This window comes from Pseudomonas sp. DP-17 (genome assembly GCF_022380625.1).
GTDB lineage: Bacteria > Pseudomonadota > Gammaproteobacteria > Pseudomonadales > Pseudomonadaceae > Pseudomonas > Pseudomonas nitroreducens_A.
Genome location: NZ_JAKSXG010000009.1, coordinates 108,812 through 128,251, shown reverse-complemented (window position 1 = coordinate 128,251; position 19,440 = coordinate 108,812). Strand labels below are relative to the sequence as shown.

General features: G+C 65.9%; 18 protein-coding genes. 13 read left to right on the top strand and 5 right to left on the bottom strand.

Features of this window, described 5'->3' with window-relative positions:
• Positions 1-23 precede the first annotated feature (23 nt).
• Positions 24-1,424 carry a sigma-54 dependent transcriptional regulator gene (locus MJ122_RS15045; protein WP_239744689.1) on the bottom strand — a complete coding sequence of 467 codons (1,401 nt, stop codon included), beginning with the start codon at positions 1,422-1,424 and terminating at the stop codon, positions 24-26.
• 452 nt (positions 1,425-1,876) lie between these two features.
• On the opposite strand from MJ122_RS15045, the gene MJ122_RS15040 reads away from it, so the two are divergent.
• Genes MJ122_RS15040 through MJ122_RS15010 form a run of 7 tightly spaced genes read left to right on the top strand, consistent with a single transcriptional unit; the run spans position 1,877 to position 8,152 of the window.
• Complete coding sequence (locus tag MJ122_RS15040) at positions 1,877-2,716, top strand: flagellar motor switch protein FliM (RefSeq protein ID WP_239744688.1); 840 nt, start codon at positions 1,877-1,879, stop codon at positions 2,714-2,716.
• Positions 2,713-3,084, top strand: a complete 372-nt coding sequence (locus tag MJ122_RS15035) for a FliM/FliN family flagellar motor switch protein (protein ID WP_088415811.1) — start codon at positions 2,713-2,715, stop codon at positions 3,082-3,084. Before MJ122_RS15040 ends, MJ122_RS15035 begins: the two co-directional genes overlap by 4 nt.
• 2 nt (positions 3,085-3,086) lie before the next feature.
• Entirely contained in the window at positions 3,087-3,839 is a 753-nt protein-coding gene (gene fliP, locus MJ122_RS15030) for a flagellar type III secretion system pore protein FliP (RefSeq protein WP_088416414.1), read from the top strand.
• A 10-nt stretch (positions 3,840-3,849) separates the two neighbouring features.
• Positions 3,850-4,122, top strand: coding sequence for a flagellar biosynthetic protein FliQ (locus MJ122_RS15025; protein WP_017521278.1), 273 nt, complete (start codon positions 3,850-3,852; stop codon positions 4,120-4,122).
• A 4-nt stretch (positions 4,123-4,126) separates the two neighbouring features.
• A complete protein-coding gene (fliR, locus tag MJ122_RS15020; RefSeq protein WP_239744687.1) occupies positions 4,127-4,927 on the top strand; it encodes a flagellar biosynthetic protein FliR in 801 nt (266 codons plus the stop codon).
• Positions 4,920-6,053, top strand: a complete 1,134-nt coding sequence (gene flhB / locus MJ122_RS15015) for a flagellar biosynthesis protein FlhB (protein WP_239744686.1) — start codon at positions 4,920-4,922, stop codon at positions 6,051-6,053. Before fliR ends, flhB begins: the two co-directional genes overlap by 8 nt.
• A 2-nt stretch (positions 6,054-6,055) precedes the next feature.
• Positions 6,056-8,152: a flagellar biosynthesis protein FlhA gene (locus tag MJ122_RS15010; protein WP_239744685.1), complete on the top strand. Its 2,097-nt coding sequence runs from the start codon at positions 6,056-6,058 to the stop codon at positions 8,150-8,152.
• Between the two features lie 200 nt (positions 8,153-8,352).
• Here MJ122_RS15010 and MJ122_RS15005 read toward each other — a convergent pair whose 3' ends face one another.
• Entirely contained in the window at positions 8,353-8,715 is a 363-nt protein-coding gene (locus tag MJ122_RS15005) for a PilZ domain-containing protein (RefSeq protein WP_088415807.1), read from the bottom strand.
• Positions 8,716-9,077: 362 nt separating this feature from the next.
• Here MJ122_RS15005 and MJ122_RS15000 point away from each other — a divergent pair, with 362 nt between their 5' ends.
• From MJ122_RS15000 to MJ122_RS14975, 6 genes are all read left to right on the top strand, one after another.
• Positions 9,078-10,199 (top strand): PAS domain-containing protein, encoded by a 1,122-nt coding sequence (locus MJ122_RS15000; RefSeq protein WP_138519863.1) that lies wholly within the window; start codon positions 9,078-9,080, stop codon positions 10,197-10,199.
• A gap of 10 nt (positions 10,200-10,209) precedes the next feature.
• Positions 10,210-11,646: a sigma 54-interacting transcriptional regulator gene (locus tag MJ122_RS14995; protein ID WP_239744684.1), complete on the top strand. Its 1,437-nt coding sequence runs from the start codon at positions 10,210-10,212 to the stop codon at positions 11,644-11,646.
• Between the two features lie 405 nt (positions 11,647-12,051).
• Positions 12,052-12,651, top strand: coding sequence for a dimethylamine monooxygenase subunit DmmA family protein (locus MJ122_RS14990; RefSeq protein WP_239744683.1), 600 nt, complete (start codon positions 12,052-12,054; stop codon positions 12,649-12,651).
• Positions 12,648-13,616 carry a PDR/VanB family oxidoreductase gene (locus MJ122_RS14985; protein WP_088415803.1) on the top strand — a complete coding sequence of 323 codons (969 nt, stop codon included), beginning with the start codon at positions 12,648-12,650 and terminating at the stop codon, positions 13,614-13,616. The genes MJ122_RS14990 and MJ122_RS14985 overlap by 4 nt, the downstream gene beginning before the upstream one ends.
• A gap of 14 nt (positions 13,617-13,630) precedes the next feature.
• A complete protein-coding gene (locus tag MJ122_RS14980) occupies positions 13,631-14,647 on the top strand; it encodes a DUF3445 domain-containing protein (RefSeq protein ID WP_239744682.1) in 1,017 nt (338 codons plus the stop codon).
• A gap of 108 nt (positions 14,648-14,755) precedes the next feature.
• A complete protein-coding gene (locus tag MJ122_RS14975) occupies positions 14,756-16,285 on the top strand; it encodes an amino acid permease (protein ID WP_239744681.1) in 1,530 nt (509 codons plus the stop codon).
• Positions 16,286-16,525: 240 nt separating this feature from the next.
• On the opposite strand, the gene MJ122_RS14970 is transcribed toward MJ122_RS14975, so the two are convergent.
• The 3 genes from MJ122_RS14970 to MJ122_RS14960 form a co-directional block, all read right to left on the bottom strand.
• The gene (locus MJ122_RS14970) at positions 16,526-17,455 is read right to left on the bottom strand and encodes an AEC family transporter (RefSeq protein ID WP_239744680.1); all 930 of its coding nucleotides are present in this window, start codon (positions 17,453-17,455) and stop codon (positions 16,526-16,528) included.
• Between the two features lie 80 nt (positions 17,456-17,535).
• On the bottom strand, positions 17,536-18,216 hold the full coding sequence (locus MJ122_RS14965) for an SDR family NAD(P)-dependent oxidoreductase (protein WP_239744679.1): 681 nt from the start codon (positions 18,214-18,216) through the stop codon (positions 17,536-17,538).
• Positions 18,217-18,356: 140 nt separating this feature from the next.
• Positions 18,357-19,307, bottom strand: a complete 951-nt coding sequence (locus MJ122_RS14960; protein ID WP_239744678.1) for an adenosine deaminase — start codon at positions 19,305-19,307, stop codon at positions 18,357-18,359.
• Between the last annotated feature and the right edge of the window lie 133 nt (positions 19,308-19,440).

The window sequence follows — 19,440 nt, the reverse complement described above, 5'->3', positions numbered from 1 at the left end:
GGAAGTCCCCTGCGGAAACGAAATCAGAACTGCACCTGCACGCCCTGCTCACGCATCGCGTTGAGCCGGTAGCGCAGCGCGCGGGTGGTCATGCCCAGGCTTTCGGCGGCCTTGGTCTTGTGCCCGCCGAAACGGCGGATGGTGTCGATGACGTGCTGGTACTCGGCGAGCTTGCCGCTGGCGCGCAGCGCGGCGCGGCCGCCTTCGGCCGCCAGCGGGATCACCGCGGCGACGGTCGCCAGCGGTGCATCCGGCGCAGCCAGGCCGAGATCGCGGGGCTGGATGAACAGGCCGTTACGCAGCACCAGGGCGCGTTGCAGGGTGTTCTCCAGCTCGCGCACGTTGCCCGGCCAGTCGTGTTGCAACAGCGCGCGGCTGGCGGACTCGGTGAGCAGGTCGTGCTCGGCATCCAGCGGGGCGTACTGGCGGATGAAACGACGCGCCAGCGGCAGCACGTCTTCCTTGCGCTCGCGCAGGGGCGAGATGTGCAGCGGCAGCACGTCGAGGCGGAACATCAGGTCGGCGCGGAAGCGGCCTTCGCTGACTTCGGCCTGCAGGTCGCGGTTGGTGGCGGCGATGATGCGCACGTCCAGCTCGATCTCGCGGCGACCGCCCAGGCGCTCGACGCGCTGTTCCTGCAGCACGCGCAGCAGCTTGGCCTGCAGGGCCAGCGGCAGCTCGCCGATTTCGTCCAGCAGCAGGGTGCCACCGTTGGCCAGTTCGAACTTGCCCGGCTGGGCCGTCACCGCGCCGGTGAAGGCGCCGCGTTCGTGGCCGAAGAGGATGGATTCGAGCATCGCCTCGGGGATCGCCGCGCAGTTCACCGCGATGAAGGGCGCGTCCGGGCTGGCGATGCCGTGGATGTAGCGGGCCAGCAGTTCCTTGCCGGTGCCGGTCTCGCCGGTGATCAGGATCGGCGCGCGGGTCTGCGCGACGCGCTGCGCCATGGCCAGCAGGCGGCGACCGGCCTGGGAGCGCGAGACGAACAGTTCCTGGGCGGCGCTGGAAGCCTCCTGGCGACGCAGCAGCGCGGCGAGCTGGCCAGCGCCGAAGGGTGACAGCAGGTAGTCGACGCAACCCAGGTCGAGCAGGGTGGCGGCCTTGTCCTGCTCTTCATAGCCGACGATGGGCACCACGTCGCGCTCGCGACCATCGCTGACCAGCGCGCCGACCTGTGCATACAGATCAGGGGCGGGGAAGGCGCCGGCGAGTATGAACAGCAGGGCGGCGTCGCTGCGCGCGCGGGCCAGTTCGGCGAAGCCGGAGAAGCGCTCGACGCGGCAGCCTTCGGCCAGCAGCGCCTGCAAAAGAAGGGCGTGAGCGGCGTCCGAAGACGGCCCGATGATCGCAACTTTTTTCTGCGCCGGCCGCTCTACGAGCAGCGTTTCACATAATTGATCGATCGACTGGCTTAAACTGTTCACCGCAACTTTCCATTCGCTAGTGCGCTCGAAAAACCCGCCCTCGTTCAACGCCAGCATCGGCCGAATCTTTCCATCGGCGATTGCGGAACTTCTTCAGGGAAGGGTTCTCTTACGGGTGGCATTGCAACAACTTCGTAATCATTGAAGTCGCTGCAACCTGTAACTAACCCACCCACACTAACAAGTGCCAGCACTTCGCCATAGCTTCCCGCCGGTTAATTTAAATCAATAGACAAAAAGTTCCGTCAAAAACAGCATTTGATATCTATTGATTTAATCGAGCGACCTCAGAACGCTATCATTGCGCCACTTCAGCAGCCTGCGACGCAGCAGTCACGGGCTTCCTGACAGACAGAGCATGCCGCGAGCAACGATCAGCCGATCCGGCGGTCATGACACCTCCCGTGTCCTTGGGCAGATGGCAGATCGAACCTGGAAGTACGACGCTGAGCATGACTGGTAAATCAAAAGTCCACCATGGCGTGCCCGCCGACAGTCTGATTCGACTGAAACCGCAGAAACTCGGCCGGCATTATCACAAGATCCCGCAGTACATCAAAGAGATCTCCGGAAAATATCCAAGGATCATCAGCGACTATTTCCTGCGGCATTATCGAATCAATCTGGAACTGGATAACCTGACGATTCACGAGGAACTTCCCCGTGAACTCGAGTGTTTATTCGATTCCCCCCTGGGCAAGTTCGGTTTCGCCATGGACCGCGCCCTGCTCACCGAAGTCATCGAGTGCTATTACGGCGGCACCGTGGTCGCCAATCGCGACACGCCGCCGATCAGCAGTTCCGAGCAGCGCATGCTCGACCGCCTGGGCCTGGACGTGGTGGACCTGTTCGGCCGCGCCCTGCTGGCGGGCGAATCGGTGGGCCGACTGCAGCAGATCGACCCCACCTATGAAGAAGTGCAGTGGGAGTATGTCGCCGAGTTCAGCTACGTCAGCCACCTGACCGGCGAGCGCTCCTCGCTCTACCTCTATCTGGACAACCCGCTGGCGGACGAACTGACCCGCCGCCTCGCCGGCCCGCCGCCGCCGCGCCTGACCGGTAACCCGGTGGAGCACATCAAGCACTTGCCGCTGCGCCTGGACTGCGTGGTCGCCGCCGCGCGCCTGCCGCTGTCGCAGGTGCTGGCGCTGGAGCCGGGCGACGTGCTGACGATCCGCCCGCTGGAGCGCGTCGAAGTGCGGGTCAACCAGCAGAAGCTGTTCCGCGGCGCCATCTTCGAAGACGACGGCACCCTCTTCCTCTCTTCCCTGGAAAGCGTGAAAAACCCATGACCGGTTCTCTCTCCGACTCCGAGTTCGAGTCGCTGATCAACGACGGCGACCTGGGCCTCACCCAGGACGTCACCGACATTCCCGCCGAACCCGTGCGCGCGACGCTGCCGCAGCAGGACCTGGCCTTCTTCGGCAAGATCCCGGTGAACGTCACCCTGGAAGTCGCCTCGGTGGAAATCTCGCTGAAGGAGCTGATGGACGTGGACGCGAACAGCGTGATCGTCCTCGACAAGCTCGCTGGCGAGCCGCTGGACGTGAAGGTCAACGGTGCGCTGTTCGCCAAGGCCGAGGTGGTCGTGATGAACGGCAACTACGGCCTGCGCGTGCTCGAACTGTGCGGCGCCAGCCTCGACGCCTTGACCGCCTGATGATGCTCCGTCGCTGCCTGGCCACGCCTGGCCTGCTCATCGCCGCGCTCTGCCCGCTCTACGCGCAGGCCGCCGGCGGCGAGGTCACGCTGTTCAACCTGCATGACACGGCGGACGGCCAGGCCTTCAGCGTCAAGTTGCAGATCCTCATCGTCATGACCCTGCTGGGCTTCCTGCCCGCCATGCTCATGCTGATGACCTGCTTCACCCGCTTCGTCATCGTGCTCGCCATCCTGCGCCAGGCCATCGGCCTGCAGCAGAGCCCGCCGAACAACGTGCTGGTGGGTATCGCGCTGATCATGACGCTGATGGTGATGCGCCCGGTCTGGCAGGACATCTACAGCAATGCCTACCAGCCCTTCGAGGCCGACCAGATCAGCCTGGAGGACGGCCTGGGCCACGCCAAGCAGACCCTGAGCCGCTTCATGCTGGCGCAGACCAACCGCACCTCGCTGGAGACCATGGTTTCCCTGGCCGGCGAAACCGTGCCGGAGAAACTGGAAGACCTGGACTTCTCCCTGCTGCTGCCGTCGTTCGTGCTCAGCGAGCTGAAGACGGCGTTCCAGCTGGGCTTCATGATCTTCATCCCGTTCCTGGTGATCGACCTGGTGGTGGCCAGTGTGCTCATGGCGATGGGCATGATGATGCTCTCTCCGATGATGATCTCGCTGCCGTTCAAGCTGATGATCTTCGTGCTGGTGGACGGCTGGGCCCTGATGATGGGCACGCTGACCAGCAGTGTGCAGCCGTTCTAGGAGCCCTGCGATGCTTACGCCGGAAAGCGCCGTCGATATCGTTTCCAACGCGGTGCACATCACCGCGCTGATCGTCTGCGTACTGATCCTGCCGAGCCTGATCGGCGGCCTGCTGGTGAGCATTTTCCAGGCCGCCACGCAGATCAACGAGCAGATGCTCAGCTTCCTGCCGCGCCTGCTGATCACCCTGGGGATGCTGGTGTTCGCCGGCCACTGGATCCTGCGCACGCTCTCGGAGCTGTTCATCGAGTCGTTCCACCAGGCGGGCCGACTGGTCGGCTGATGCCATGCAGCAAGGCGCATCCATCCTGCAGGCCTTCGAATACCTGCAAACGCTGCAGGCCTGGTGGTGGCCCTTCTGCCGGATCATGGCAGTGTTCGCGCTGGCGCCGATCTTCAGCCACAAGGCCATCCCGGCACGCCTGCGCATCCTCCTCGGGCTGGCGTTGACCGTCGCCCTGGGCGCCGCGCTGCCGCGCCCGCCAGCCATCGATCCAGTGTCCGCGCAGGGCCTGCTGGTGGCGCTGGAGCAGGTGATCTTCGGGCTGATGCTGGGGCTTGCGCTGATGCTGGTGTTCACCGTGTTCACCCTGGTGGGCGACGTGATCTCCACCCAGCTGGGCCTGAGCATGGCGGTGTACAACGACCCCATGAATGGCGTGTCGTCGTCCTCGATCCTCTACCAGCTGTACTTCATCCTGCTGGTGTTCCTGTTCCTCTCCATCGATGGCCACCTGCTGGTGGTGAGCATCCTCTACCAGAGCTTCGTCTACTGGCCGGTGGGCAGCGGGCTGCATTACCTGGGGCTGGAGTCGGTGGCTGGCAGCCTCGCCTGGGTGTTTTCCGCCGCGGTGCTGATCACCCTGCCGGTGGTGTTCTGCATGACCCTGGTGCAGTTCTGCTTCGGCCTGCTCAACCGCATCTCGCCGGCGCTCAACCTGTTCTCCCTGGGCTTTCCCATGGCGGTGCTGGCCGGTCTTGCGTGCATCTGGCTGACCCTGCCGGACATCCCCGAGAACTACCTCAGGCTCACCCGCCAGCTGCTCGATGCCATCGGCGTGATCTTCCGCGAGGGGCGCCATGGCTGACCAGCACAGCGCCCAGGAGAAAACGGAAGAAGCCTCCCAGCAGAAGCTCAAGAAGAGCCGCGAGGATGGCCAGGTCAGCCGCTCCAAGGACCTCTCCACCACCCTCTCCTTGCTGGCCACGCTGGTTGCCCTGAAGTTCTGCGTCGAGCATTTCTATGAAGGCCTGAAGCAAGGCTTCGCGCTGTCCTTCATCGACCTCAAGCATAGCGAGATAGGCCTGGACGACCTGCCGCTGGTGCTCGGCCATCACCTGGTGCTGTTCATTACCACGCTGCTCCCGCTGCTGGTCACGCCGCTGCTGGTGGTGCTGTTCTCGATGATCCCCGGCGGCTGGATCTTCTCCAGCAAGAACTTCATGCCCAGGCTGTCCAAGCTCAACCCCATCACCGGGCTCGGGCGCATCTTCTCCATGCAGAACTGGACCGAGTTGGCCAAGTCGCTGCTGAAGATCGCCGTGCTGATCGTCGTCGCCCTCTACCAACTGCACGGCGCCCTGCCTGGCCTGCTCGCCCTGCAGCGCAGCAACGTGCACAGCGCCATCGCCGCCGCCTTCGGCACCTTCTACGACATCACCCTGTCGCTGCTGGTGGTGTTCATCCTGTTCTCGGTCATCGACATCCCGATCCAGTACTTCTTCTTCAAGAAGAAGCTGCGCATGACCAAGCAGGAGCGCAAGGAAGAGCACAAGAACCAGGAAGGCCGGCCGGAAGTGAAGGCGCGCATCCGCCAGTTGCAGCGCCAGCTGGTGCACCGGCAGATCAGCAAGACGATCAAGACCGCCGACGTGGTAATCGTGAACCCGGTGCACTTCGCCGTCGCGCTGCGCTACGACCCGAAGAAGGCCCAGGCGCCCTACGTGGTCGCCAAGGGCCTGGACGAGACCGCGCTGTACATCCGCAAGCTGGCCAAGACCCACGACCTGGAAGTGCTCGAGCTGCCGCCGCTGGCCCGCGCCATCTACGCCACCACCCAGGTGAACCAGCAGATCCCCGCGCAGCTGTACAAGGCCGTGGCCCATGTCCTGACCTACATCCTCCAGCTCAAGGCCTGGCGCTCCGGGCGCCGTGAGCGGCCGGAGCTGATCAAGAACGTCCCCATTCCCGAAGAACTGCTGAACAGAGTCTGACCATGCGCCTACTGCAGTCACTATTGCCGACCTTCCAGAGCGGCCGCATCGGCATCCCGCTGATCATCCTGTCGATCCTCTCGATGATCATCCTGCCGTTGCCGCCGCTGGTGCTGGACGCCCTGTTCACCTTCAACATCGTGGTGGCGATCCTGGTGCTGCTGGTCAGCGTGTCGTCCAAGAGCCCGCTGGACTTCTCGCTGCTGCCCACGGTGATCCTGGTCACCACGCTGCTGCGCCTGACGCTGAACGTCGCCTCCACCCGCGTGGTGCTGCTCGACGGCCACACCGGCACGGGCGCGGCGGGCAAGGTGATCGAAGCCTTCGGCCACGTGGTGATCGGCGGCAACTTCATCGTCGGCCTGATCGTCTTCGTGATCCTGATGATCATCAACTTCATGGTCATCACCAAGGGTGGCGAGCGCATCTCCGAAGTGACCGCGCGCTTCACCCTGGACGCGCTGCCCGGCAAGCAGATGGCCATCGACGCCGACCTCAACGCCGGCCTGATCGACCAGAACGAAGCCAAGCGGCGGCGCTCGGAAGTGGCCAAGGAAGCCGACTTCTACGGCGCGATGGACGGCGCCTCGAAGTTCGTCCGCGGCGATGCCATCGCCGGCATCCTGATCCTGCTGATCAACCTGTTCGGCGGCCTGGCCATCGGCGTGTTCGTCTACGACCTGCCGGCGGGCGCAGCCTTCCAGCGCTACGCCCTGCTGACCATCGGCGACGGCCTGGTGGCGCAGATCCCGGCGCTGCTGCTGTCCACCGCAGCGGCGATCATCGTCACGCGGGTCAACGAATCGGCGGAAATCACCAGCCTGGTGCGCAAGCAGATGCTGGCCTCGCCGTCGCTGCTCTACACCGTCGCCGGCATACTCGTGGTGCTCGGCCTGGTACCGGGCATGCCGCACGTGGCGTTCTTCGCCTTCGCCGCGCTGGTGGCCTTCATCGCCTGGCGCCTGGCCCTGGCCGGCCCGCCGATCGAGGCGCAGACCCTGGAGCAGACCCAGGCGCTGACGCATGCCATGGACCAGGAGCGCGCCCAGCAGCTGGGCTGGGAAGACATCCCGCTGGTGGAGCGGCTGTCGATCTCGCTGGGCTACAAGCTGGTCAGCCTGGTCAACGAGGCCAGCGGCGCGCCGCTGCCGCAGCGCATTCGCGGGGTGCGCCAGACGCTCTCGGAGAACCTCGGCTTCCTCCTCCCGGAAGTGCAGATCCGCGACAGCCTGCGCCTGAAGGCCTCGCAGTACGCCATCCACATCAACGGCGAGCGCATCGACGGCGCGGAAATCCACGCCGACCGATTGATGGCGATTCCCTCGCCGGAGCTCTACGGCGAGATCGACGGCATCCTCGGCGTCGACCCGGCGTACCGCATGCAGGTGGTGTGGATTCTCCCGGCGGACAAGTCCCGCGCGCTGAACCTGGGCTACCAGGTGATCGACTGTGCCAGCGTGGTCGCCACGCACCTGAACAAGGTGGTGCGCGAGCACCTGCCGGACATCTTCAAGCACGACGACGTCGAGCACCTGATGCAACGCCTGACCCTGCAGGCGCCCAAGCTGGCCGAATCGCTGAAGGCGCAACTGACCTATTCGCAGCAGCACCGGGTGTTCCGTCAGCTGCTGCAGGAGGAAGTGCCGCTGAAGGACATCGTCACCATCGCCAGCGCCCTGCTCGAAGGCAGCGAGACCACCAAGGATCCGGTGCTGCTGGCTTCCGACGTGCGCTATGCGCTGCGCCGCAGCATCGTCTCGTCGATTGCCGGCGACCGCCCCGAGCTGACCGTGTTCGTCCTGGAGAACGCCCTGGAGAACACCCTGCTCGGCGCCCTGAGCATCGCCCAGCAGGCCGGCCCGGTGAGCCTGGACAACATTCCGGTGGAGCCCAGCCTGCTCAACCAGCTGCAGCACAGCATGCCGGTGGTGAAGGAAAAGCTGCGCAAGGAAGGCCACCCGCCGATCCTCACCGTGATGCCACAGCTGCGGCCGCTGCTCGCCCGTTATGCGCGGGTGTTCAGCCCGGGGTTGCACGTGCTGTCGCAGAACGAGATTCCGGAGCGGGTCGGCGTGCAGATTTTGGGGACGTTGGGGTAAGGCGTTTCGGGAGATTTGGGAGCTGGGCGTTGCCCTCTCCCTAACCCTCTCCCTGAAGGGCGAGGGGACTGTCCAGAGCGAGTTAGAAGTTCAGCGCTCGCCGGCTACCACTGTGGTTGCCGCGAACGCAGAACGGCCCCCTCTCCCTTCAGGGAGAGGGCTGGGGAGAGGGTGCATCAGACGGCACCCAAGCCAACCCATCACGACAACCGCGCCCGCCCCAGCAGACTGCGATTGAAACTCACCGACATCGAGGTCACCAGCTCGGTGAACGCCGCGCTCGGCCGGTCCAGCTTGAAGCCCTGTTCGAAGCGCACGTTCTTCGCGTCCTTCTTCGACCACTGGCAGATTGCGGTGATGTCCACCGAGCGGGTGTGATCCTCGCGCACCGGAATCTCCAGGCGCATGTCGTAGCAGCTGCCCGGCGCCAGCGGCTCCTCGGTCACCAGCCGCAGGCCGCCCATCGAGACGTCCAGGACCACCCCCATGGGGTCGCCGCTCAGGCGGTTGGTCACGTTGATCTGGCCGATGTGGCGGAAGGTCAAACGACGGTGCTTGCGCATGGCGGCCTCTTGTAGGGAACGGGCTCTGGGACGGGCGCCTCGGGGAACGAAACGCGCGCGCATCCTAGCAGCGACAGCGGCTCAAACGAACTCAAAAGCTATCAACTGGCCAGTATTTGGCGCGAAATCGGCGCGCCTTCCATCGCCCGGCGCGCTGCTGCAATGATGCAGCAGGTAATCTGCCCCGATGCGCTGCGCGAATGCGCAGAGTGCTGCGATTTTGCATACACCCCTCCGCGCCACCCTACGGCGCCTGGGCGTTTCCGGCTGGCATGCAACATGCCTTGCTCATCCTGTGGACCGCCTGGCGGCCGCACCGTCGTGTTGGAAAATTGCATCGGAGATCTGCCTTGGAGGGACAAATGGACCCGCTGAAATTGCTGCTGGACAGGGGCCTGCTGCTGTCCGACAGCCTGACGTCCCAGGGACGCTTCATCGAAGTTTCCGCCGAACAGACCGACCAGCTCGGCTACGCGCCCGGCTCGCTCGATGGCCAGGCCGCCGAGCTCATCTACACCGCCGACTCGCTGAACGCGTTGATGCAACTGTTCGCCAGCCCGCCGGCGGACGAGCGTGTACAGGACCTGGAGCTGACGCTGATCCGCCACAACGGCGGCCTGCTGCCGGTGCTCGCCAGCGGCGTGCTGCAATGGCGCGACGGCGAGCCGGCGCGCCTGCACCTGGTGAAGATGCCGCTGGGGCCGATCAGCCGCCGCCTGGGCGAACTGCAGAGCGCCAACGAAGTGATGAGCCAGATGCTCTTCAGCGCACGGGTGGCCTACTGGTGCATCGAGTTCGCCGAATCCGTGGACGTGCGCGAGACCCCCGACGAGATCGTCCGCCAGGTGTTCGAAAACCGCTCCTACTGGCGCATGTGCAACCGCGCCATGGCCAACATCTACGAGATGCCCGCCGACGTCGATTTCAGCGAGCAGCCGGTGCGCCTGTACTGGCCGCGCAGCCCGGCCAACGAAGAATTCGTGCGGCGCCTGATCGAGGCGGAATTCCACGTCGATGGCGCGCTGTCGGTGGACCGCCGCCACGACGGCTCGCCGGCCTACGTGGAGAACGACGTGCGCGCCAGCATCCACAACGGCCGCCTGCTGCGCATGTGGGGCAGCCTGCGCGACGTCAGCCAGGAGCTGCGCATGCAGCACGACGCCGAGCAGCGCATCGAAGCGCTGCGCCGGGTGTTCGACGCGGTGCCCGACGCCGTGCTGGTGATCGACGAGGCAGCCCAGCCGCAATGGCGCAACGCCGCCTTTGAGCAGACCTTCGGCATCACCCGCGCGGCCGGGCTGGCCTCGACGCTGAACCGCATGCCGCTGCCCGAACGCACCTGGCAGGTGCTCGACCTGCCCGACCAGTTCGGCAACTACCAGTCCTTCAACAGCCACTGCTCGCGCATCCTCATCCGCGAGGGCGTGGCCTGGCGCGTCTTCGTGCTGCGCTTGGCGAACAAGGCGACGGAGCTGCATCCATGAGCAAAGAAGCATGAGCGAAGAAGGCTTCTTCGCGCCCTTGCGCATGGGCATGCGCTCGTCGGTCAGCGCCTCGGCGGAGATGCTTTCCGCGCTGCTGGAGACACCCGCGCTGCACGCCCTGCTCGACAGTTTCAGCGAGGCGCTGATCGTCTGCGACGGCGACTCGCGGGTGCGCTTCATCAACCTGGCGGCGGAGCGCGTCAACCGCGTCAGCCGCGTCGATGTACTGGGCCTGCAGGACGTGGACTTCTTCCAGCGCTCGGCGCTGCAGTTCGACGACTTCCAGCAGGCCCTGCGCCGTGGCGGCAAGAGCGCGCTGACCCGCTCGCGCGATGGCCGGGTGTTCCTCACCCGCGCCCAGGCGGTGCCGACCACGGCCTATGAGAAGCCCTACTGCCTGCTGATCCAGCGCGAATACGAGCCGGGTACCGCCGGCAGCCTGCGCAGCCCTTCCGGGCGCGCCTCGACCACCGACCTGCAGGGCCTGGGCGACCCGCAGGACAACGCCCTGCACATGTCGCCGCTGCTCTCCTCCATCGCCGACATGGGCGTGCGCGCCTTCCGCCGCCGCGCACGCCTGCTGCTGCTCGGTGAGCCCGGCGTCGGCAAGACCGCCATCGCCCGGCACATCCACCGCGCCGCCGGCTGGGGCGACCGGCCCTTCATCGACGTGAACTGCGCGAGTATCCCGGAAACCCTGTTCGAATCGGAGATGTTCGGCTACGAGCGCGGCGCGTTCACCGGCGCGCTGCAATCGGGCAAGCGCGGCTACATCGAGAGTGCCTCGGGCGGCACGCTGTTCCTCGACGAGATCGGCGAGATCCCGCTGCAGGTGCAGGCCAAGCTGCTCAAGTTCCTGGAAGACGGCACCATCCAGCCGGTGGGTTCGCCGTTGTCGAAACAGGTCCAGGTACAGGTGATCGCCGCCACCAACAAGGACTTGCGCGCCCAGGTGGCGGCCGGTGAATTCCGCGCCGACCTCTACTACCGCCTGGCCGTACTGCCAGTGGAGATCCCGCCGCTGCGCGCGCACCGCGACGACCTGCCGGTGCTGATGGACATCCTCCTGGCGCGCATCAACCGCGACCGCCAGCCGCCGCTGCGGCTCGCCTCGGGCTGCCGCGAGCGCCTGCTGGCCTACGACTACCCCGGCAACATTCGCGAGCTGGTGAACATCTTCGAACGCCTCGCCGTGCTGGCCGACGACGTCGCGGAAGAGCTGCACCTGCCGCCGGAACTGCTCGGCGCACCGCCGGCCGGCAGCCCCGTCGCGCTCGACGAGCCGGCTGCAGCCATCGACGACCAGCCGCTCAAGGCCCAGGTGCAGCGCTACGAACGCCAGGTGATCCTGCGCGCGGTGCGCCTGTGCGGCAGCAAGCGCAAAGCGGCGATCCACCTGGGCATCGACGTCGGCACGCTGATCCGCAAGTTGCAGCGGGACGATTGAGCGCGCCGCGTTCAATCCCGCGCCGAAATTCCCAGCACGCGTAGGAGCGGACTCCGTCCGCGATGTGCAACAGGCCGGCTCCGAGCGGTCGGCAATCGATCGCGGACGAAGTCCGCTCCTACCCAGCATCCACCTCACTGCGCCGGACCGACAGGTCATTCGTGCTCGGTACATTCAGCAGAGACACCCCTGCGACAATCCACCGCTGCAAGCCTGCCTACAGGCGTTGTCATTTCTGCTTACACCTGTGCTTTCTTATTTCAATTTTTACCTTTAATTTCAATCACTTAACTATTTGGCATAGCCTGTGCTCTGCGTATCTCCGACCCGTGACCGTGCACGGGTCCTCGAATCGCGCCGCTGCTTCTGACCGAGAGCCGCGGCAGTTCTGGAGGCACAAGAACAATGCTCATCACAGGTATCAAGAGCCGGCCGGTCTATGACCAGTTGCGCCCGCTCGCCGGTGGCCACCACCACATCATCGCCGGCCAGGGCAGCGGCGGCGGCGCCATGCTCCGTCTGCTCGCCGAAATGCCGCGCACCGCGCCCATCCGCGTGCTGTATTCCAGCGAATCCTTCTCCGGCCAGGATCACCTCGCCGCGCTGCGCGACATCACTGACGTCGAGCTTTCGATCTACCCGAGCAACCGCGCGCTGGTCGATGACCTGCATACGCTGCTGGGCCAGTCGCGCATGGGCACCCGCCTGTACCTGGCCGGCTCCGAGAGCTTCATCGGCACCGCCATGCAGGCCGCCGACGCGATCAACCTGAACAGGGACGAAGTGCTGCGCGAGCACGCCGGCTCCTTCGTGCGCCGCGTATGGTGCGTGCACTGCGACGGCTACACCGAGAACGTCACCCAGCGCGTCTTCGAGTGCCCGCACTGCGCCCGCACCCTGGTGGTCCGCGACCACTACTCCCGCCGCCTCGCCGCCTTCCAGGCCGTGAAGGCCGACGCCGAAGTCCCCGGCGAGCTGCCGGAAGCCGAGGAACTCGACACATGAGCCAGTCCAACGGAACCCTGAATGTCCGCGTCACCCGCATCGAGCAGGTGACCCCGGAGATCAAGCGCTTCACCCTGGCTTCTACCGACGGCACGCACCTGACGCCGTTTTCCGGCGGCAGCAACGTCGTGGTGCTGATGCCCCACGCGACCGGCACCTACCGCAACGCCTACTCGCTGATGAGTTCGCCCTACGACGCCAGCGCCTACCAGATCGCCGTGCGCCGCGTGGAAGACGGCCGTGGCGGTTCGAAGTACATGCATGACGTGGTGAAGGAAGGCGACGAGCTGGAAATCCTCCGCCCGGTGAACCTGTTCCCGCTCAGCAAGCACGCGCGCCTGCACCTGTTCATCGCCGGCGGCGTGGGCATCACCCCGGTGTGCTCGCAGCTGGCCGAACTGCGCCTGCGCGGCACGCCCTTCGAAGTCCACCTGGCGGTGCGCGGCGACGCCCATGCACGCCTGGGTGAAGAACTGCTGCAGGCATACGGCGATGCCGTGCGCCTGTACCGCGACGACCGCGGCGAGCGCCTGGACATTGCCGCCGTGCTGGCCGACCGCCCGCTGGGCAGCGACGTCTACGTCTGCGGTCCCGAGGGCATGATCCAGGCGACGATAGACGCCGCCCACGCCCACGGCTGGACCGACAGCCACATCCACTACGAGCGCTTCCTCGAACAGGGCAGCGTCGGCGAGGCGTTCCAGGTCACCCTGGCGCGCAGCGGCGCGACCATCGACGTGTCGCCCGACCAGAGCCTGCTGGAGGCCGCCGAGGCCGCCGGCCACGAAATCCCGTACCTGTGCCGCGGCGGCGCCTGCGGCATGTGCGAGACCCACGTCCTGGAGCTGGACGGAGAAATCCTCCACACCGACGACTGGCTGTCCGACGAGGACAAGGCCGCCAACACCAAGATCATGCCCTGCGTGTCGCGTGCCAAGTGCTCGCGGCTGGTCATCGACTGCTGAGCCGGAGAACGACCATGACCATCCAATTCCGCCCCGACGAAACCTACCGCGACGACTACACCTACGCCAACAGCCAGGCCTGCATCGACCGCGCGCCCTGGCCCTTCCCGGACGACGAGTACATGTACTCGATGAACCTGGAGCCGCATGTCAGCGTGGGCGACGGCGCCTTCCGCGCGGTGTTCGACATCGACGAGCACTACATCAGCGAGTGCCGCGACCGTGCGATCACCCTGGAGAAGGACCCGGGCATGCACTACGTCTCCGCGCCGCACATGATGGAGGCGCAGTGGGACCTGCTCGAACTGATCATGGAGTCCTACGCCAAGGATTACCCGGAGTACTTCTCCCTGGAGAAGGACGGCACCCGCTGGCACTGGACCAACAAGCTGCTGGACATCGACGACACCTTCACCTTCGGCGATCCCTCGACCCTGCCCTACGAGCCGATGGAGTACGTCACTCGCCAGGCCCAGGGCGACTGGGTCCTGCAGGAGGAGCGCGATGGCACCCTGTACTGGGGCGCGGGCATCGCCACCCAGCGCGCGGACTACTCGCTGCGCTTCAACCTGGGCATGGCCTGGCACGAGTTCCACGGCCCGGTGCCGCTGGTGAAGGAGACCGGCATGCTCGACCGCGCGCTGAAGTTCCTCCTGCGCCTGCGCAACGGCCACCCGGTGCGCCGCCTGAACTGGTCGCTGACCGTCAACCCGCGCCTGGACGTTTCCGCCGAGTCCCTGCCCGAGTGGGCGCCGGACCGCACCACGGTGACCGCCGAGAACGCAGGTCAAAAGGTCTACTTGCGCATCGAGCTGCAGCCGCTGCACCGTCTGCCGCGCAGCAACGCCATCGTGTTCCCGATCCGCACCTACCTGCTGAGCCTGGAAGACATCGCCACCCACCCGGCGTGGGCCAAGCGCATGCACCGCGTGCTCAAGTCCCTCAACCAGGAGCTGGTCGACTACAAGGGCTTCACCCGCTACCACCAGCAAGCCGTGGAGTGGCTGTCGAAGTACGACGACGGTCAGTAGACACCAAGCGAAAACACACAACTAAAACCCGAAAAGGGAACCGGCGGGCGTCGTGAGGCCCGCCGGCCGATTGCCTTCTGCCCATCAACCCCCTGAGAGGAAACAACGATGAGTGGGTCCCCTGCCAAGCGTGCCGCTGGCGTTACCGATCAAGATGCCGAGCAGCTCGCTGCCCTCGGCTACAGCTCCAACTTCGAACGCAGCATGAGCCTGTGGGAGAACTTCTCCCTGGGCTTCACCTACCTGTCGCCTGTCGTGGGCGTCTACACCCTGTTCGGCCTGTGCCTGGCCGCCGGCGGTCCGCCGATGTTCTGGACCTACCTGCTGATCGGCCTGGGCCAGATGCTGGTGTGCCTGGTGTTCTGCGAGGTGGTCTCGCAATTTCCGATCTCCGGCGGCGTCTATCCCTGGGCGCGCCGCCTGGTGGGCAAGCGCTGGGCGTGGATGGTGGGCTGGGTGTATGCCTGGGCGCTGTGCACTTCCATTGCCGGCATCGCCGTGGGCGCCAGTCCGTATATGGCCGCCATGCTCGGCTTCGAGATGCACGGCAACGCCGCCATCGGCATCGCCCTGGCGCTGATCGCGCTGTCCACCGTGCTCAACCTGTCTGGCACCAAGCTGTTGGCCCGCGTCGCCATGTTCGGCTTCATCTGCGAGCTGGGCGGTGCGCTGCTGGTGGGCGGCTACCTGCTGATCTTCGAGCGCCACAACGACTTCAGCGTGCTGTTCAACACTTTCGACATCAAGATCGACGGCAGCTACTGGCCGGCCTTCCTCGCCGCGTCGCTGGCGGGGCTGTTCCAGTACTACGGCTTCGAGGCCTGCGGTGACGTCGCCGAGGAAACCCCGAACCCCGGCAAGATGATCCCCAAGACCATGCGCATGACCATCTACATCGGCGGCGCCGCTGCGATGTTCGCGTGCCTGGCGCTGATCCTCTCGGTGCCGGACATCCAGCGCGTGATCAACGGCGAAGACACCGACCCGGTGACCACCATCCTTGCCAATGCCTTCGGCCCGGTGGGCTCGAAACTGGTGATGGCGGTGGTGATGGTGTCGTTCGTGTCCTGCGTGCTCAGCCTGCAGGCTGCCGCCAGCCGCCTGCTGTTCGCCTATGCCCGCGACGAGATGATCGTCGGCAGCAAGGCCCTGTCCAGGCTCAACACCAACCACGTGCCGGCCGTTGCGCTGGTGGTGGCGGGCGTGATGCCGGCGGCCATCGTCTGCCTGGGCCTGTTCATGGGCGACGCCGTGGCTACCATCGTCGGCTTCGCCGCGATCGGCATCTACGTGTCCTTCCAGCTGATCGTCATCGCCTCGCTGATCGCCCGGGCCAAGGGCTGGGTACCCGGCGGCCAGTTCACTCTCGGCAAGTGGGGCGTGCCGGTGAACGTCGCGGCGCTGATCTACGGCGTGGCGGCGATCACCAACATGGTCTGGCCGCGCACTCCGGACGCGCCCTGGTACATGAACTACTCGATGATCCTCACCACCGTCGTGGTGATCGGCGCGGGCCTGGTCTACATGCTGCTGGCCAAACCCTACGACAAGGGCACCGCACCGGCGGGCGACGCCCACCGGATCTCCGGCCGCCAACGACCCGAGCGCGCTGCGGGCGCGCTGACCGAACCGGCTTGATCGCAACGTTGACGCAATTCGGGCCATACGCCTGAGGGGCTGCGTCTGGATCGTCACCTTTCCCCGGTGACGGTCCCCTGCGTTTGCGCAACGGACCTCCATCCCCGCGATGGCCGGTCCGTTTTTTTATGCCCGGCGTATCGTTTTTGTAGGAGCGGACTCCGTCCGCGATGTGCCATCGGCCAGCTCTGAGTGGACGGGAGTCGATCGCGGACGGAGTCCGCTCCTACGCAAAGGCTGCTATCTGGCAATCCACAGCAGGCACAGGGAGAGCGTCACCAACGAACCCAGGGTAGACACCAGAATGCTCCGCGACACCACCGCGGCCTCGCGCTGGTAATACTCGGCGAGCATGAACGGCCCGGTGCCGGTGGGCAGCGCGCTGAGCAGCAGCGCCGAGTCCGCCCACAGCGGCGGCAGGTCGAAGACCTGGTAGGCCAGGAACCCGGTGAGCAGCGGCTGACCGACCAGCTTGATCACCACCAGCGGCCAGGCGCCGACCTGTTCGCCCTCCTGCTTCTGCGCCAGGAACAGGCCCAGCGACACCAGCGCGCAGGGCGTGGTGGCCGCGGCGAGCATGTCGAGGAAGTGCAGCAGGGGCTCCGGCAGGCCGACGCCGGACGCGGCCCACAGGCCGCCTATGATGGGCGAGACCACCAGCGGGTTCTTGCCCAGCGCCTTGGTCACCACCCACACGGCACGGCCGATGTGTTTCTCGGTTTGCAGGCCCACCTCGATGAACACCACGGCGATGGCGAACAGCACGCAGACCACCAGCAGCGAGGCGATCAGCGCCGGCTCCAGGCCGTCCTGGCCGAACACCAGCAGGCACAGTGGAATACCCATGTAGCCGGTGTTGGCGTAGGACGCGCTGAGCCCGTCGATGCTCGCCGCCGGCAAGGCGCGGCCCTGCACCAAGCGCCAGGCGAGGGTGGCGAAGAACACCAGCAGGCAGCCGCCGGTGAAGGCGGCGAGGAAGCCCGGCTGCCAGATTTCCGCCCAGGTCGCGGTGGCGGTGACCTTGAACAGCAGCGCCGGCAGGCACAGCCAGACCACCAGCCTGTTGATCTCCGAAGCCGCCTGCGGTCCGAGGCGATTGCTGCGCCGGCACAGCCAGCCGACCAGGATCAGCGCGAAGATCGGCAGGACGACGGACAGGACGTGGGGCATGACGGCAGAACCGGACTACAGGACAGCTGGCGAGCATAGGGGCCGAGGCCGCCACAGTCCAATGCGACCTCGGTCGGGGTTCAGACGCGCCCGGTGACCGGAATGCACGCGCCGGTAATGGCCGCCGCCGCATCCGAGGCGAGGAACAGCAAGGTGGCCGCCAGTTGATCCGGCCTTACCCAACGGTCGAATTCGGCGGTGGGCATGTCGGCGCGGTTCTGCGGAGTGTCGATGATGCTGGGCATCAGGGCGTTGACGGTGATGCGCGCGTCCTTGAGTTCTTCCGCCAGCGCTTCGGTCAGGCGCATGACGCCGGCCTTGGACGCCGCATAGGCGCCCATGCCCAGGGCCGCGCGGCTGGCGGCCGCGGCGGCGATATTGAGGATGCGTCCATGCCCGCGCGCCTTCAGGTGCGCCAGCGCGGCCTGGCTGGAAACCACCGCGGTGCGCAGGTTGATGCGGTACATCAGGTCCCAGGTGTCGATGTCGCCATCGCCCAGGGTTTCCCAGTGGAAGCCGCCGGCCACGTTGATCAGCGCGTCCAGGCCGCCGAAATGCTCGTTGACCTGCTCCAGCGCGGCGCGGGCGGCGGCCGGATCGGTGAGGTCGATGCCGCCGACGGACAGCGCGCCGGCCTGTGGATAACGCGGGCCAACGGCGCGGTCGAGCAGGGCGACCTTCCAGCCGGCATCGGCGAACGCCTGGCCGACCACGCTGCCCAGATGGCCGAAGCCGCCGGTGATGGCGACGATCCTGTTCATGCTGCTACCTCGTGACGGTGGGAGAGGCGTTCTTATAGGGGTAGCAGGGGTTGCGGGAAAGGTCGCGGGCGCCAGACGGGGGGACGGATCGGGACGGCAGGAAAAAACCCTCTCCCGAAGGGAAAGGGTCAGGGCCGGCTCTATTTCACCAGCCGCGCATCCAGGCTGTTCTGCGCCAGCCGCTGCGCCTGCGCCTGAGTCATGCCCAGGTGCTTGTGCAGCGCGTGGAAATTCTCGGTGACGTAGCCGCCGAAGTAGGCCGGGTCGTCCGAGTTCACCGTCACCTTCACGCCGCGCTCGAGCATGTCGAGGATGTTGTGCTCGCGCATGTGGTCGAACACGCAGAGCTTGATGTTGGACAGCGGGCAGACGGTCAGCGGGATCTGCTCGTCGATGATGCGCTGCATCAGCCGCTCATCCTCGATGGCCCGCACGCCGTGGTCGATGCGCTCGATCTTGAGCAGGTCCAGGGCCTCCCAGATGTATTCGGGGGGGCCTTCCTCGCCAGCGTGAGCGACGGTCAGGAAGCCTTCGCTGCGGGCGCGGTCGAACACGCGCTGGAACTTGCTCGGCGGGTGGCCGACCTCGGAGCTGTCCAGGCCGACGGCGATGAAGGCGTCGCGGAACGGCATGGCCTGCTCGAGGGTCTTGAACGCCTCTTCCTCGGACAGGTGGCGCAGGAAGCTGAGGATCAGGCCATGGCTGATGCCCAGTTGCTTCTCCCCGTCTTTCAGCGCGCCCTGGATGCCACGCAGCACCACCTCGAAGGGCACGCCGCGGTCGGTGTGGGTCTGCGGGTCGAAGAAGGGCTCGACGTGGATGACGTTCTGCGCCTTGCACTTCTGCAGGTACGCCCAGGTCAGGTCGTAGAAGTCCTGCTCGGTGCGCAGCACATCGGCGCCGGCGTAGTAGAGGTCGAGGAATTCCTGCAGGTTGTTGAAGGCATAGGCCCTGCGCAGGCTCTCGACATCGCCCCAGGGCAGGGCGACCCTGTTGCGCTCGGCCAGCGCGAAAAGCAGCTCGGGTTCCAGCGAACCCTCCAGGTGCAGGTGCAGTTCGGCCTTGGGCAGGGCATTGAGCCAGTCGTACATGGTGAGGTCTCGTTATCAGGCGGTCGGGGAAATTATCGCACGACCGGGCGCAGCTGCTGGCAAAGATGCCGTGATCCGACGGCCGCTGGTGCGCCTTCTGAGCATTGCCTAAGATGGCGCATTCGCTTTTACC